This window comes from Rhodanobacter humi (genome assembly GCF_041107455.1).
In the GTDB taxonomy this organism is placed as follows: domain Bacteria; phylum Pseudomonadota; class Gammaproteobacteria; order Xanthomonadales; family Rhodanobacteraceae; genus Rhodanobacter_A.
Genome location: NZ_JBGBPY010000001.1, coordinates 3,275,909 through 3,290,445 on the forward strand (window position 1 = coordinate 3,275,909; position 14,537 = coordinate 3,290,445).

Annotated in this window: 15 protein-coding genes; all 15 read left to right on the forward strand. The window is 67.7% G+C overall.

Annotated features, from left to right (window positions below):
* Window positions 1–111: 111 nt before the first annotated feature.
* Window positions 112–663, forward strand: a complete 552-nt coding sequence (locus tag AB7878_RS14635; RefSeq protein ID WP_369495058.1) for a glycine zipper 2TM domain-containing protein — start codon at window positions 112–114, stop codon at window positions 661–663.
* 357 nt (window positions 664–1,020) lie between these two features.
* Window positions 1,021–2,028 (forward strand): N-acetylornithine carbamoyltransferase, encoded by a 1,008-nt coding sequence (locus AB7878_RS14640; RefSeq protein ID WP_369495059.1) that lies wholly within the window; start codon window positions 1,021–1,023, stop codon window positions 2,026–2,028.
* A gap of 7 nt (window positions 2,029–2,035) precedes the next feature.
* Window positions 2,036–2,659 (forward strand): FMN-binding negative transcriptional regulator, encoded by a 624-nt coding sequence (locus tag AB7878_RS14645; RefSeq protein WP_369495060.1) that lies wholly within the window; start codon window positions 2,036–2,038, stop codon window positions 2,657–2,659.
* Complete coding sequence (locus AB7878_RS14650; protein WP_369495061.1) at window positions 2,656–3,129, forward strand: OsmC family protein; 474 nt, start codon at window positions 2,656–2,658, stop codon at window positions 3,127–3,129. Before AB7878_RS14645 ends, AB7878_RS14650 begins: the two co-directional genes overlap by 4 nt.
* 27 nt (window positions 3,130–3,156) lie before the next feature.
* Complete coding sequence (locus tag AB7878_RS14655) at window positions 3,157–4,362, forward strand: argininosuccinate synthase (RefSeq protein ID WP_369495062.1); 1,206 nt, start codon at window positions 3,157–3,159, stop codon at window positions 4,360–4,362.
* Between the two features lie 6 nt (window positions 4,363–4,368).
* Window positions 4,369–4,821, forward strand: a complete 453-nt coding sequence (locus AB7878_RS14660; RefSeq protein ID WP_369495063.1) for a GNAT family N-acetyltransferase — start codon at window positions 4,369–4,371, stop codon at window positions 4,819–4,821.
* A 20-nt stretch (window positions 4,822–4,841) separates the two neighbouring features.
* Complete coding sequence (locus AB7878_RS14665; protein WP_369495064.1) at window positions 4,842–5,189, forward strand: nuclear transport factor 2 family protein; 348 nt, start codon at window positions 4,842–4,844, stop codon at window positions 5,187–5,189.
* A gap of 13 nt (window positions 5,190–5,202) precedes the next feature.
* Entirely contained in the window at window positions 5,203–6,336 is a 1,134-nt protein-coding gene (locus tag AB7878_RS14670; RefSeq protein ID WP_369495065.1) for an acetylornithine deacetylase, read from the forward strand.
* Window positions 6,333–7,676 carry an acetylglutamate kinase gene (locus AB7878_RS14675; RefSeq protein WP_369495066.1) on the forward strand — a complete coding sequence of 448 codons (1,344 nt, stop codon included), beginning with the start codon at window positions 6,333–6,335 and terminating at the stop codon, window positions 7,674–7,676. The genes AB7878_RS14670 and AB7878_RS14675 overlap by 4 nt, the downstream gene beginning before the upstream one ends.
* Before the next feature lie 179 nt (window positions 7,677–7,855).
* Window positions 7,856–8,815 carry an N-acetyl-gamma-glutamyl-phosphate reductase gene (argC, locus tag AB7878_RS14680; protein WP_369495782.1) on the forward strand — a complete coding sequence of 320 codons (960 nt, stop codon included), beginning with the start codon at window positions 7,856–7,858 and terminating at the stop codon, window positions 8,813–8,815.
* 85 nt (window positions 8,816–8,900) lie between these two features.
* Window positions 8,901–10,196: an argininosuccinate lyase gene (locus AB7878_RS14685; protein WP_369495067.1), complete on the forward strand. Its 1,296-nt coding sequence runs from the start codon at window positions 8,901–8,903 to the stop codon at window positions 10,194–10,196.
* Window positions 10,197–10,210: 14 nt separating this feature from the next.
* On the forward strand, window positions 10,211–11,383 hold the full coding sequence (proB, locus tag AB7878_RS14690) for a glutamate 5-kinase (protein WP_369495068.1): 1,173 nt from the start codon (window positions 10,211–10,213) through the stop codon (window positions 11,381–11,383).
* Entirely contained in the window at window positions 11,380–12,636 is a 1,257-nt protein-coding gene (locus tag AB7878_RS14695; protein ID WP_369495069.1) for a glutamate-5-semialdehyde dehydrogenase, read from the forward strand. The genes proB and AB7878_RS14695 overlap by 4 nt, the downstream gene beginning before the upstream one ends.
* 235 nt (window positions 12,637–12,871) lie before the next feature.
* Window positions 12,872–13,711 (forward strand): pirin family protein, encoded by an 840-nt coding sequence (locus tag AB7878_RS14700; protein WP_369495070.1) that lies wholly within the window; start codon window positions 12,872–12,874, stop codon window positions 13,709–13,711.
* Window positions 13,712–13,757: 46 nt separating this feature from the next.
* Window positions 13,758–14,390 (forward strand): hydrolase, encoded by a 633-nt coding sequence (locus AB7878_RS14705; protein WP_369495071.1) that lies wholly within the window; start codon window positions 13,758–13,760, stop codon window positions 14,388–14,390.
* Window positions 14,391–14,537: the final 147 nt, after the last annotated feature.

The following is a 14,537-nucleotide window of genomic DNA, read 5'->3' on the forward strand; positions in this document are numbered from 1 at the left end:
GCGGCGGCAAGGGGTCGCACCCGAGGAATTCTAAGCCGCGATTCAGTGTCCATTTGCTGCAATCGGTCATGCGCCGAAGTTGCACCCGAAACATCCTGTGGAGTTCGCGAAATGCCCAAGTTTCTCCTTGTCACGCTGGTGCTGGCCCTGGCCGTCGCCACTGGCGCCCAGGCGCAGGACGCGCGTTACCCCGGCCCGCCGCCGGGGGCGCCTCCGCAGGACGACAACGCCCACTACGGCTGGGCCGACGTGCTGCGGGTCGACCCGGTTTACGGCGTCACCCAGACGACCGTGCCGCGCCAGCAGTGCTACGACCAGCAGGTGGTGCAGCGGGATCCGGGCAACAGCACGGCCGGCACCATCCTTGGCGCGGTGGTGGGTGGCGTGCTGGGTAGCACCATCGGCAAGGGCGATGGCCGCAAGGCGGCCACCGTGGCCGGTGCGGTGGCCGGCGGCGCGGTGGGCAACCGGGTGTCCGACCATGGCGGCAGCTACGAGACCACCCAGACCCGTTGCCGCGAGGTCAGCACGGTCAGCGAGCAGCGCCAGATCATGGGCTACGACGTGGAATACCGCTATCGCGGCGAGGTCTACGAGTCGCGCCTGAACTACGACCCCGGCGAGCGCCTGCGCGTGCGGGTGAGCGTGACTCCCGCCGATTGACGATGCGACGCCGCCTGCGGGCGGCGTCTTCGTTTTGGTGTCGTGCAACGGCATGTTGCATGGCAGCGAAAATCCCGTCATGATGACGCCTCGCCCGACTGGAACCCCCATGTCCACAGCCGTCTATACCGCCAATGTCCTGACCAGCGCCCGCATGGCTGCTGGCATGACTTCGCGCGCGCGCCGACCGCTGGACGGACATTCGGCCGGGTAGGCTGTCGCGCGCGTTTCATGTGTATCGACGACAAAACCCGGCCATCGTGCCGGGTTTTTTGTTTTGGGTTCAGTTCCACACGGGTCCATCCGCAAAACCCCGGCCATCCGTGGCCGGACTTTCAACCAAGAGCGATCTCACCCATGACCATCCGCCACTTCCTCACCACCCAGGACTGGAGCCGCGCCGAGATCGACGCGCTGCTGGAACAGGCCGCCGCGTTCAAGCGCTCGCCCGCCGGTGCGCAGCTGGCCGGCAAGTCGGTGGCGCTCTTGTTCTTCAACCCCTCGATGCGCACCCGCACCAGCTTCGAACTGGGTGCGTTCCAGCTCGGCGGCCACGCGGTGGTGCTGGCGCCGGGCAAGGACGCGTGGCCGATCGAGTTCGAGGCGGGCACGGTGATGGACGGCGACACCGAGGAGCATGTGGCCGAAGTGGCGCGCGTGCTCAGCCGCTACGTGGACCTGATCTGCGTGCGCGCCTTCCCGAAGTTCCAGGACTGGACGGTGGATCGTGAGGACAAGGTCATCAAGGCGTTCGCGCAGTACGCCACGGTGCCGGTGATCAACATGGAGACGATCACCCATCCCTGCCAGGAGCTGGCGCATGCGCTGGCTATGCAGGATCGCCTTGGTGATCTGCATAAAAAGAAATACGTACTGACTTGGACGTATCACCCGAAACCCCTCAACACCGCGGTGGCCAACTCGGCACTGCTGATCGCCACGAAGATGGGCATGGACGTGACCCTGCTGTGCCCCACGCCGGAATACGTGCTGGACGAGCGTTACATGGCATTCGGCCGTCTGAACGCCGAACAGAACGGCGGCTCGCTCAAGGTCAGCCACGACATCGAGGAGGCCTACAGCGGCGCCGACGTGGTCTATGCCAAGAGCTGGGGCGCGCTGCCGTACTTCGGCCAATGGGAAAAGGAAAAGCCCATCCGCGACGCGCACAAGCACTTCATCGTGGACGAGGCAAAGATGGCGCTGACCCACAAGGGGCTCTTCAGCCACTGCCTGCCGCTGCGCCGCAACGTCAAGGCCACCGACGCGGTAATGGACGCGCCGTACTGCTTCGCCATCGACGAGGCCGAGAACCGCCTGCACGTGCAGAAGGCGGTGATGGCAGCGCTGGCGGGGCAGGGCTGAGGCTCCCATGTATACGCCCAGGCATTTCGCCGAGACGCGCATGGATGTCCTGCACGGATTGATCCACGACTATCCGTTCGCCACCGTGCTGACGAACACTGCAGAAGGTCTCGTCGCCAATCACCTGCCGTTCGAGCTGGTGGATGGCGCGCTGCACGGCCACGTGGCGCGCGGCAACGAGCTGGCGCGGCTGGACGGCGCCGAGGTGCTGGTGGTCTTCCGCGGCCCGGACGGCTACATCAGCCCGAACTGGTATCCGACCAAGCAGGAGACGCATCGCGAAGTGCCCACCTGGAACTACGCGGTGGCGCACGTGCACGGCCGGCTGAAGGTGGTCGAGGGCGCGGCCTGGCTGCGCACTCTGCTGGAGCGCCTGACCGACCGCCACGAGGCCACCGAGCCGCAGCCCTGGCGTGTCGCCGATGCGCCGGACGATCACATCGAGAAGTCGCTACGCGCCATCGTCGGCATCGAGATCGCCATCGAGCGCATCGAAGGCAAGTTCAAGCTCAGCCAGAACCACCCAGAACGCAACCGCCTCGGCGTGATCGCCGGCCTGCGCCGCCGCGACGGCGATGGCGACGCGGAGCTGGCCGCGCTGATGGCCTTGCAGGAGGAGTCGAAGGCATGAACCACCCGCATCGCTACCGCGTCGACGTGGAATGGACCGGCAACCGCGGCACTGGCACCGACGGCTATCGCAACTACAGCCGCAACCACGTGATCCGCATACCCGGCAAGCCGGACCTTGCCGGCTCGTCCGATCCCGCCTTCCGTGGCGATGCCACGCGGCACAATCCGGAAGACATGCTGGTGGCCGCGCTCTCCGCCTGCCACATGCTGTCCTACCTGCACATGGCCACCGTGGCCGGCGTGGTGGTCGTTGCCTACGACGACAGCGCCGAAGGCACGATGGCCACCGAAGGCGATGGCGGCCACTTCACCGAGGTCGTATTGCGCCCGGTGGTCACCATCCGGGCCGACAGCAATCCCGGCAAGGCGCTGGCCGCCCACGAGGCTGCGCACCACGCCTGCTTCATCGCCAACTCCGTGAATTTCCCGGTGCGCTGCGAACCGCGCATCGTCATTTCTTCCGACTGACACTTCACCGACCTGGATTCGCAAGCCATGAGCAAAGACATCGTCCTCGCCTTCTCCGGCGGCCTCGACACCAGTTTCTGCGTGCCCTACCTAAAGGAGCGCGGCTGGGCCGTGCATACGGTGTTCGCCGACACCGGCGGCGTGGATGCCGAGGAGCGCGCCTTCATCGAGCACCGCGCGAAGGAGCTGGGCGTAGCGAGCCACGTCACCGTGGACGGCGGTCCGGCGATCTGGAACGGTTTCGTGAAGCCCTTCGTGTGGGCGGGCGAGGGCTACCAGGGCCAGTACCCGCTGCTGGTGTCCGATCGCTACCTGATCGTGGAAGCTGCGCTGAAGCGCGCCGCGGAACTCGGCACGCGCGCCATCGCGCACGGCTGCACCGGCATGGGCAACGACCAGGTGCGCTTCGACCTCGCGGTGAAGTCGCTGGGCGACTACGAGATCGTGGCGCCGATCCGCGAGATCCAGAAGGAGCACACGCAGACGCGCGCCTACGAGCAGAAGTTCCTGGAGGAGCGCGGCTTCGGCGTACGCGCCAAGCAGCAGGCCTACACCATCAACGAGAACCTGCTCGGCGTCACCATGTCCGGCGGCGAGATCGACAAGTGGGAAGCCCCGGGCGAAGGCGCGCGTGGCTGGTGCAAGCCGCGCGCCGAATGGCCGGCCGCGCCGCTGCGCGTGAAGATCGGCTTCGCGAACGGCGAGGCGGTGTCGCTGGACGGCGAGAAGCTCGCCGGCCACAAGATCCTGGCCAAGCTCAACGCGCTGTTCGCGCCCTACGGCGTGGGCCGCGGCCTCTACACCGGCGACACCACCATCGGCCTCAAGGGCCGCATCGTCTTCGAGGCGCCGGGCCTGATCTCGCTGCTGACCGCGCACCGCGCGCTGGAGGAAGCCGTGCTCAGCAAGCAGCAGAACCGCTTCAAGCCGGACGTGGCGCGCAAGTGGGTGGAGGTGGTGTACGAAGGCTTCTTCCACGACCCGATCAAGGCGGATCTCGAAGCCTTCCTCGCCTCCAGCCAGTCCACCGTCAACGGCGAGGTCACGCTGGAAACGAACGGCGGCACGGTCAACGCCGTGGCGATAGCGTCGAAGCACATCCTCAACGCCAAGGGCGCCACCTACGCACAGTCGGCCGACTGGGGCGTGGCCGAGGCCGAGGGTTTCATCAAGCTGTTCGGCATGAGCAGCACGTTGTGGGCCGAGGTCAACCGCCCGGCGGGCAAGGGCTGAGCCCGCATGACTGCCCTGCAGGTCACCACGGACAAGGATCAGCTCGACATCGGGCTGATCCACCGTTTCCTGTCCACCGAGGCCTACTGGAGCCGCGACATCCCGCGCGCAACGGTGGAGCGGGCCATCGCCGGATCGCTGTGCTTCGGCGGCTATGTCGACGGGTGCCAGGTGGCGTTCGCGCGCGTGGTCACCGACGGCGCCACGTTCGGCTATCTGGCGGACGTGTTCGTGCTGCCGGAGTACCGTGGGCATGGCCACTCCAAGACGCTGGTGGCGGCGGTCATGGCGCATCCGCAATTGCAGGGCTTGCGACGCTTCATGCTCGCCACGGCCGATGCGCACAGTCTGTACGAGAAATTCGGCTTCGCACCGTCCGCCCGGCCCGAACGTCTGATGGAAATCCTTCACCCCGATCTCTACACCCAAGCCGCCGGAAGCGCGGTGGCCATCCCATGAACTCCCACGCGGACTCCTGCATGTCTGATATCGCCACTCCTGTGGTTCGGCAGTTCGAAGCGTACAACCGCCACGATCTCGAAGCCTTCCTGGCCTGTTTTTCGGACGACTTCCGTTCGTGGCGCATCCCTGCAGAAACGCCGTCGGTACAGGGAAAGCCGGCGTTGGCCGCTTTCTACGCCGAGCACCGCTTCAACAATCCGAAGCTGAAGGCGGAGCTGATCTCGCGCACCGTGGTCGGCAACAAGGTGTTCGACCACGAGCTGATCCATGGCCTTGGCGAGCAGCCGCTGGAGAACATGGCGGTGTTCGAAGTATGCGAGGGATTGATCCAATCGGCGTGGTTCTATTCCGCGAACCCGCAATGAGCGCAATGACGAAATGAGCGACTTACTGCAATCCACATTGGAACACCTCAAGGCGCTGGTGTCGTTCGATACCCGCAACCCGCCGCGCGCGATCACCACGGGCGGCATCTTCGACTACCTGCGCGCGCATCTGCCCGGCTTCGACATCACGGTGACCGACCATGGCGCCGGCGCGGTGAGCCTGCATGCGGTGCGTGGCAGGCCGAAACTGCTGTTCAACGTGCACCTGGACACCGTGCCCGACTCCCCGGCCTGGACGGCCAGCCCGCACATGCTGCGCGTGACGGAAGACCGCGCGATCGGCCTCGGTGCCTGCGACATCAAGGGTGCGGCGGCTGCGCTGCTGGCGGTGGCGAATGCCAGCGACGGCGACATGGCGTTGCTGTTCACCACCGACGAGGAAGCCAATGATCCGCGTTGCATCGCCGGTTTCCTCGCGGACAAGCCTGCTTACGATGCGGTGATCGTCGCCGAGCCCACCAAGGGTGAAGCCGTGCTGGCCCATCGCGGCATCCAGTCGGTGCTGATGCGCTTCGCCGGTCATGCCGGTCATGCCTCGGGCGAGCAGAAGCCCAGCGACAGCGCGCTGCACCAGGCGGTGCGCTGGGGCGATGCGGCGCTGGATTTCGTGGCGGCGCAGGCGCACGAGCGCTTCGGCGGGCTCACCGGGCTGCGCTTCAACATCGGCCGCATCGAAGGCGGCATCAAGGCGAACATGATCGCGCCCAGCGCCGAAGTGCGCTTCGGCATGCGGCCCTTGCCGACGATGCATCCCGACAGCCTGCTGGAGCGCTTCCGCACGCTCACCGAGCCCATGCCGGCGGAGTTCGCCGAGACCTTTCGCGGCCCCTCGCTGCCGGCGGGCGATACCGCTGCCGCCGAGGCGCGCCGGCTGGCCGCGCGTGACCTCGCCGACGAGCTGGAAATTCCCGTAGGCAATGCGGTGGACTTCTGGACCGAGGCCTCGCTGTTCTCCGCCGCCGGCTACACCGCCTTCGTCTACGGCCCCGGCGACATCGCGCAGGCGCACACCGCCGACGAGTGGGTGGCGCTGGAACAGTTGCAGCATTACGCCGAAGTGATTTTTCGTCTCATTGAAAAGTGCGGCCATGGAAGGCCGCTTTTTGACTCTGGCGTTCACGGATGAACGCACGGGAAAACACAACAGTGGAAACGCACAAGCACACCCGCAAGACCATCGTGCGCCTGCTCTCGGCCATGGGCAGCGCCAAGGAAATCCAGCAATACCTCAGGCGCTTCTCCGAGGTGGACGCCAAGCGCTTCGCCGTGGTGAAGGTCGGCGGCGCGGTGCTGCGCGACGAACTGCAGGATCTCGCCTCGTCGCTCACCTTCCTGCAGCAGGTGGGCCTCACGCCCATCGTGTTGCACGGCGCCGGCCCGCAGCTGGACGAGGAGCTGTCCGCCGCCGGCATCGAGAAGCAGACGGTGAACGGCTTGCGCGTCACCTCGCCGAAGGCGCTGGGCATCGTGCGGCGCGTGTTCCAGCAGCAGAACCTCAAGCTGGTCGAGGCGCTGCAGGCGATGGATACGCGCGCCACCTCGGTGGCCTCCGGCGTGTTCATGGCCAGCTACCTCGACCGCGACGCGCTGGGCATGGTCGGCAAGGTGGAGAGCATCAACCTCGCGCCGATCGAGGCCGGCCTGCGCGCGAACTCGATCCCGGTGATCGCCAGCCTGGGCGAGACCGACGAGGGGCAGATCCTCAACATCAACGCCGATGTGGCCGCGAACGAGCTGGTGCGCGTGCTGCAGCCGTACAAGATCGTGTTCCTCACCGGCACCGGCGGTCTGCTCGACGGCGAAGGCAAGGTGATCGATTCGATCAACCTCAGCACCGAGTACGAGCACCTGATGGCGCAGCCGTGGATCAACGGCGGCATGCGGCTGAAGATCGAGCAGATCGCGGACCTGCTGGCCGGGCTGCCGCTGGCTTCCTCGGTGTCGATCACGCGGCCGTCGGAACTGGCCAAGGAGCTGTTCACCCACAAGGGATCGGGCACCCTGGTGCGGCGCGGCGAGAAGGTGCTGCGCTTCGAGTCGTGGCAGGGCGTGGACCAGGCACGCATGCGTACGCTGATTGAATCCAGCTTCGGCCGCACCCTGGTGCCGGATTACTTCGAGCGCACCAAACCGTATCGCATCTACGTGAGCGAGAACTACCGCGCCGCGATGATCCTCACCATGGAGGAGGGCCTGCCGTACCTCGACAAGTTCGCCGTGCTCGACGACGCGCAGGGCGAAGGCCTGGGCCGCGCGGTATGGCTGGTGATGCGCGAGGAGAACCCGCAGCTGTTCTGGCGCTCGCGCCACCACAACCAGGTCAACATCTTCTACTACGCCGAATCGGATGGTTGCCTCAAGCAGCCGAAGTGGAAGGTGTTCTGGTACGGCCTGGACGGCAACTTCGACACCATCGCCCGCTGCGTGGCGCATTGCGCGCAGCGGCAGCCGACGCTGGTGGATTGAAGCTTGAGCCCCTCTCCCTCCGGACGCGGGGAAGGGGCAGGATGCCCCTGCTCTGAGGAGCGAGGAAGAGGGGTGGGGAGAGAGTTCGGTCGAAGCGCGACGCCTCGAACGAACCCTCATCCGGCCCTTCGGGCCACCTTCTCCCGGAGGGAGAAGGGAAAGCAGACTTGATGAGAGGGGTGTTCATGCAATCGAAAACCATCGGCATCGTGGGCGCCCGCGGCCACACCGGCGCGGAGCTGATCCGCCTGATCGCGGCGCATCCCGCGCTGGAGCTGGCCTTCGTCTCCTCGCGCGAACTGGCCGGCCAGCGCGTGGCCGAGCACAGCGACGCCTACACCGGCGAGTTGCGTTACGAAAGCCTCGACCCCACCGCCGTGGCGGCCAAGCGCGCCGACGTGGTGATCCTGGCGCTGCCCAACGGCAAGGCCGCACCCTACGTGGAGGTCATCGACCAGGCGGCGCCCGATACGCTGGTCGTCGACCTCTCGGCCGACTACCGCTTCGACAAGGCCTGGTACTACGGCTTGCCCGAACTTACCCGCGACAAGTGGAATGGGGAGCGGCGCATCAGCAACCCCGGCTGCTACGCCACCGCGATGGAACTCTCCATTGCACCGTTGAAGGACCAGCTCGCCGCGCCGCCAGTGTGCTTCGGCGTCTCCGGCTATTCCGGCGCGGGCACCACGCCCTCGGACAAGAACGATCCCGAGAAGCTGCGCGACAACCTGATGCCGTATGCGCTCACCGGCCACACCCACGAAAAGGAGGCCAGCTACCAGCTCGGCCTGCCGGTGGAGTTCATGCCGCACGTGGCGCCGCATTTCCGCGGCCTCACCGTCACCACCAACCTGTACCTCGCGAAGCCGCTGAAGCGCGCGGACGTGCTGGCGCGTTTCCATCAAGCCTACGACGGCGAAAGGCTGGTGGCGGTGCTGGACGAGGCGCCGTGGGTCAGCCGCATCGCGCACCGGCACCACGCCGAGGTCGGCGGTTTCGCGCTGTCGGCCGACGGCAAGCGCGTGGTGGTGGTGGCCACGCTGGACAACCTGCTCAAGGGTGCCGCCACGCAGGCGATGCAGAACATCAACCGCGCACTTGGCGTGGACGAATACACCGGCATTCCGTTGGAGCCGTAGGAGCGCACCCTGTGCGCGAAAGCTCTTTCACGGAACCTCATCAAGGCCATCGCGCACAGGGTGCGCTCCTACAGGATCTCTCACGATGACGCAGCCCCTCTGGCAAAAAAACGGCATCCAGATCGACGCGAAGATCATGCGTTTCCTTGCCGGCGACGACGTGATCCTCGATCGCGAGTTCTTCCTGCACGACATCGCCGCCAGCAAGGCGCACGTGGAAGGCCTGGCGAACATCGGCGTGGTGAGCGCCGATGAGGCCGCCGCGCTGAAGCGCGAACTGGATGCGCTGGCCGGGGATTTCAAAAGCGGCGCCTTCGTGCTGGACGAGCGTTTCGAGGACGGCCACTCCGCCATCGAGGCGCGCCTCACCGAGCGGCTGGGCGATGCCGGCCGTCGCGTGCACACGGGGCGCAGCCGCAACGACCAGATCCTGGTCGCCACGCGACTGTGGTTGAAGGAGAAACTCGAAGCGCTGGAAACGCACTGCCGCGCCATCGCGCAGGTCTGCCTCGACCGTGCCGCGCAGCCGGCGGTCCCGCTGCCGGGCTACACCCATCTGCAGCGCGCCGTGGTGTCGTCCACCGGCATGTGGTTCGCCGGCTTCGCCGAAGGCTTCATCGACAACGCCTTCCGCGCCCGCGGCACGCGCGAGCTGATCGACGCGAATCCGCTGGGCACCGCCGCCGGCTACGGCGTGAACCTGCCGCTGGACCGTGCGCATACGACGGCTGCGCTGGGCTTCGCCCGCATGCAGGTGTCGCCGATCTACGCCCAGCTCTCACGCGGCAAGTACGAGATGGCGGTGCTGGAGGCCATCGCCAGCGCGCTTCTCGATACGCGCCGCATGGCCTGGGACCTGTCGCTGTTCACCACGGCGGAATTCGATTTCGTGAAGTTGCCGGGCGAGTACACCACCGGGAGCTCGATCATGCCGAACAAGCGCAACCCGGACGTGGTGGAACTGCTGCGCGCCAGCTACGCCAGCGTGGCGGCGGCGCGTACCGAGATCGAACAGCTGCTCTCGCTGCCTTCGGGCTACCAGCGCGACCTGCAATTCTCCAAGGGCTCGATCTTCCACGGCGTGCGCCACGGCCTGATGGCGCTGGAGCTGGTGCCCGACCTGCTGACGCGCCTTGAGTGGAACGAGCCGAAGATGCGCGTCGCGATCGAGCCGGCGATGTATGCCACCGACGTGGCCATCGAGCAGGCCGCGGCAGGTGTGCCGTTCCGCGACGCCTACCGCGCCGCCGCCGAGACGGCCGCCTCGGCCGGGCAGGGGCGCACGCCCGAGGGCAGCCTGGCGCAGCGCACCTCGCCGGGTGCGGGCCACGACCTGCGCCTGGACGAATTGCATGATAGGCTTGGACGTCTAGACGGCTGAACGAGGTTCAGGTGATGGCGGCTGTGGAAAGTGCGAGGCACTCGCTGGACCAGCCGCTGCCGCATTGGCGGCGTGCCGTGCTCAAGGTGGGCAGCAACCTGCTGGCGGCCGATGGCGGCGGCCTCACCGCGCGCCATGCGGCGGCTCTGGCCGGTTTCGTGGCCGCGAGCCATGCCGCCGGACGGCAGGTGGTGCTGGTTTCCTCGGGCGCGGTGGCTGCGGGTCGCGCGCTGCTGCGCGAGCACGCGCCAGCCTCCGGCGACCTCGCGGCGCGGCAGGCGCTGGCGGCGCTGGGCCAGGCGCCGATGATCGCGCTGTGGCAGTCGCTCTCGCCGCGGCCGGTGGCGCAGGTGCTGCTCACCCATGACGACCTGCGCAACCGCCGCCGCTACCTCAATGCGCGAACCACCTTGCGCGGCCTGCTGGCGCTGGACGTGCTGCCGGTGGTGAACGAGAACGACACCGTGGCGGTGGACGAACTGAAGCTGGGCGACAACGACAACCTTGCCGCCATCGTCGCCGCGCTGGTCGACGCCGACCTGCTGCTGATCGCCTCGGACGTAGCCGCGCTGTACAGCGCCGATCCGCGGCGCGATCCCGCCGCCGTGCCGCTGGCGCGCGTCGCCGCGCTCACGCCGGAGATCCTCGCCATGGCCGGCGGCAGCGGCAGCACGGTCGGCACCGGTGGCATGCGCACCAAGCTGGAAGCCGCGGCGAAGGCGGCCGCGGCGGGCATTCCCACCGCGCTGTTTGGCGGGCGCGACGAGGCGACCGTGCATGCACTGGCAGCGGGTCGCCTGCACGGCACCCTGATCGACGCCGCGGGTACCCGCATGCAGGCGCGCAAGTACTGGCTGCGCCATGCGCCGGCCGCGCCGGGCTGCATCCGCGTGGATGCCGGTGCGGCGCGTGCACTGGCCGGCGGTCGCGCCTCGCTGCTGCCGGGCGGCATCGCCGGGGCGCAGGGTGAATTCCAGCGCGGCGACCTGGTGGAGATCACGGATGCCGACGGCAAGGCGGTGGCGCGCGGCCTCAGCCAGTACGCCGCCGCCGAGGTGCGCCGGCTGGCCGGCCGGCACAGCCGCGACATCGAGGCCGTGCTGGGCTACACCCATGGCCACGAGATCGTGCACCGCGACGACCTGGTTACGGTAGCGACCGAAACCACGGGAGGCATCGAGGCATGAGCGAGATCCGATCCCTGGCGCTGGCCTGCCGCGAGGCGGTGCCGACGATCGCCGCGCTGGACAGCGCCGCCAAGGCGACGCTGTTGCGCGACATGGCGACGGCGCTGGAAGCGCGCTGTGACGACGTGCTTGCTGCCAATGCGCGCGACATGGCGGCGGCCGCGGCCAAGGGCGTGCAGGGCGCGATGCTGGATCGCCTGCGCCTGGACGCGGCGCGCGTGGCGGGCATCGCCGCCGCGCTGCGCGAGGTGGCCGAATTGCCCGACCCGGTCGGCCAGGTGACGCGCCGCGAGACGCGGCCCAACGGTCTCACGGTGGAGCGCGTGCGCATCCCGCTGGGCGTGATCGCGATGATCTACGAGGCGCGTCCCAACGTCACCGCCGACGCCGCGGCGCTGTGCCTCAAGGCCGGCAACGCGGTGATCCTGCGCGGCGGTTCCGAGGCGATCCATTCCAACACCGCGATCGCCACCGCGCTGCACGAGGCCTTGCATGCGCACGGCTTGCCGGCAGCAACGGTGACGCTCGTGGAAGATTTGCGCCGCGACACCATGGTCGAGCTGCTGCAGCTCACCGACATCGTCGACCTCGCGATCCCGCGCGGCGGCGAGGGGTTGATCCGCTTCGTGGCCGAGCACGCGCGCGTGCCGGTGATCAAGCACTACAAGGGCGTGTGCCATCTCTACGTGGACCGCGCGGCCGATCTCGATCTGGCGCTGGACCTGCTGATCGACGGCAAGACCTCGCGTCCCGGCGTGTGCAACGCGCTGGAAACCCTGCTGGTGCATCGCGACGTGGCCGCCGACTTCCTGCCGCGCGCCGCGCAGGCGCTGCGCGAACGCGGCGTGGAATGGCGCGGCGACGCGGCCAGCCGCGCGCTGGTGCCCGACATGCATGCGGCCAGCGAGGACGACTACGCTGCCGAGTTCCTCGATCTGATCCTCGCCGTGCGCGTGGTGGACGACCTCGACGAAGCCATCGCCCATATCCGCCGCTACGGCTCCGACCACACCGAAGTCATCGCCACCCGCGACGAAGCCGCGGCGCAACGCTTCGTGCAGGCGGTCCGCTCGGCGGTGGTGATGGTCAATGCTTCGTCGCGCTTCAGCGACGGCGGCGAACTGGGCCTCGGCGCCGAGATCGGCATCTCCACCACGCGGCTGCATGCCTACGGCCCCATGGGTGCCGAATCGCTCACCGTGGAGCGTTTCGTGGTGCACGGGGAGGGGCAGGTGAGGCATCCGCGGACCTGATCCGGTCATCGCGCGAGGTTGCTGTTGCCGGCCCGGCTCTTGGCCTCCCATATCGTTCACCCGGACCTGACGGGTCGTGGTATCCAATGCGTGCCGGTTCCCGCCGGGAGCCGCGCAGGCACACCGTCCGTTCGCCCTTCCCATCGCATCGGCGCCGGCAGGCATGCCCGTCGATTCCATGCGAGGAGTGTCGTGTGAACTTTCGCCTCATCCCCGCGGTATGCCGCAAGCCAGCATGACATTGCGAACCATCCAGGCTCTCCTGCCTGCCCAGCGCGTCATCGACGACGGCGACATGCTGTTGTGGCGCGCGTTGCCGCTGCCGGCGCGCTCGTCGCTGGGGCCGTTCGTGTTCATCGACCACTACCAGCACCGCAGCCGCCGCGGCATCGGCGATGCACCGCATCCGCACGCCGGCATCGAGGTGATCAGCTACCTGCTGGAGGGTGGCGTCGAGCATCGCGACAGTGCAGGTTTTCACGATCGACTGGGACCGGGCGATGCGCAGTGGATACGCGCAGGGCGCGGCATGCTGCACGCCGAGCAACCCACCGGTGGTCGTCACGGCCTGCAGCTGTGGACCAGCCTGCCGCCCGCGCAGAAACATGCCGAGCCCGCCTACGCCTCGTTCCGTGCCGCCGACATCCCCGAAATCCAGCGCGACGGCGCGCAGGTTCGGGTCATCGCCGGTTCGCTGGAAAGCGCCCGGGGGCCGATGCAGACCGCGACCCCGACCCTCTTTGCGCATATCCATCTGGCGCCGGGTGCCAGCGTCACGCTGCCGGTCGATCCCGGCATGGAGCTGGGCCTGTACGTCACGGATGGCCATATCGTCGGCGGCCCTGGTCGGGCGCTCGGTGCGGAGGCGCTGGCCGTGCTCTCGCCCGGCGAGCAAGTCAGCGTGACTGCCACCCGTGATGGCCCCGCCAGCGTCGCACTGCTGGGTGGCGAACCGGCCGAAGGTCCGATCCTGTTTTCCGGCCCGTTCGTCATGGACACCCCGGAGCGACTGGCGCAGGCGAAGCACGATTTCGCCAGCGGCAAGATGGGGCGGCTCGACGGCGTTCCGTTCTGATTATTCCAACGATGCCTCGGCGCCATCACTCGTGCAGGAGTCTCCCATGGCCAGCGAACCGATCCGTGATCCGAAATTCGATCATCTGCTGACGCCGGAGAATTGCGCGTTCATCGTCATCGACTACCAGCCGGTCCAGGTCAGCTCGATCCGTTCGATGAACCAGGACGAACTGGTGTTCAACATCGTGCACAGCGCCAAGGCGGCGGTGAACTACGGGCTGCCGATCATCCATTCCACGGTCAATGTCGCCACCGGCAAGAACAAGCCGCCGATCCAGCCGCTGATGGACGTGCTGGGCGCCTATCCCACCCACGACCGCACCACGATCAACAGCTGGGAGGACGTCGGCTTCAGGCAGGCGGTGCTCGCGACCGGGCGCAGGAAGCTCGTCATGACCGCGTTGTGGACGGAGGCTTGCCTGGCCTTTCCCGCGCTCGACGCCTTGCGGGAAGGCTACGAGGTCTACGTGGTTGCCGATGCGGTCGGCGGCACCTCGGTGGCGGCGCACGAGGCGGCCCTGCGCCGCATCGAGCAGGCCGGCGGCAAGCTGATCAGCAAGACGCAGCTCTATTGCGAGCTGCAGCGCGACTGGGCCCGCGAAAAGACCGTGCCGGGCTTCATGGACGTGTTCGAGAGCTGGGACGGTTTCAATCCCGAGAAGGGCATCAAGAAGTAGGCAGCGACACACCGTTTCCATGCCGCGCCGTCGGAACCGGCGGCCACCGTGCCAGCACGCCTCAGCGTGCCTTGGTCGCGCGCTTCCGGTCGCGGGCTCGTCGTGTTCTGATCACCATCGCCGGCCTTCCATCCATCCCATGGAGCG

Excerpts from the sequence above, each read along its gene's own strand:
- AB7878_RS14700 (WP_369495070.1), top strand. The coding sequence starts at position 12,872 with ATGACATTGCGAACCATCCAGGCTCTCCTGCCTGCCCAGCGCGTCATC.
- AB7878_RS14695 (WP_369495069.1), top strand. The coding sequence starts at position 11,380 with ATGAGCGAGATCCGATCCCTGGCGCTGGCCTGCCGCGAGGCGGTGCCG.
- AB7878_RS14655 (WP_369495062.1), top strand. The coding sequence starts at position 3,157 with ATGAGCAAAGACATCGTCCTCGCCTTCTCCGGCGGCCTCGACACCAGT.
- AB7878_RS14705 (WP_369495071.1), top strand. The coding sequence starts at position 13,758 with ATGGCCAGCGAACCGATCCGTGATCCGAAATTCGATCATCTGCTGACG.
- AB7878_RS14635 (WP_369495058.1), top strand. The coding sequence starts at position 112 with ATGCCCAAGTTTCTCCTTGTCACGCTGGTGCTGGCCCTGGCCGTCGCC.
- AB7878_RS14665 (WP_369495064.1), top strand. The coding sequence starts at position 4,842 with ATGTCTGATATCGCCACTCCTGTGGTTCGGCAGTTCGAAGCGTACAAC.
- AB7878_RS14670 (WP_369495065.1), top strand. The coding sequence starts at position 5,203 with ATGAGCGACTTACTGCAATCCACATTGGAACACCTCAAGGCGCTGGTG.
- AB7878_RS14675 (WP_369495066.1), top strand. The coding sequence starts at position 6,333 with ATGAACGCACGGGAAAACACAACAGTGGAAACGCACAAGCACACCCGC.
- AB7878_RS14645 (WP_369495060.1), top strand. The coding sequence starts at position 2,036 with ATGTATACGCCCAGGCATTTCGCCGAGACGCGCATGGATGTCCTGCAC.
- AB7878_RS14660 (WP_369495063.1), top strand. The coding sequence starts at position 4,369 with ATGACTGCCCTGCAGGTCACCACGGACAAGGATCAGCTCGACATCGGG.
- AB7878_RS14685 (WP_369495067.1), top strand. The coding sequence starts at position 8,901 with ATGACGCAGCCCCTCTGGCAAAAAAACGGCATCCAGATCGACGCGAAG.
- proB (WP_369495068.1), top strand. The coding sequence starts at position 10,211 with ATGGCGGCTGTGGAAAGTGCGAGGCACTCGCTGGACCAGCCGCTGCCG.
- AB7878_RS14650 (WP_369495061.1), top strand. The coding sequence starts at position 2,656 with ATGAACCACCCGCATCGCTACCGCGTCGACGTGGAATGGACCGGCAAC.
- AB7878_RS14640 (WP_369495059.1), top strand. The coding sequence starts at position 1,021 with ATGACCATCCGCCACTTCCTCACCACCCAGGACTGGAGCCGCGCCGAG.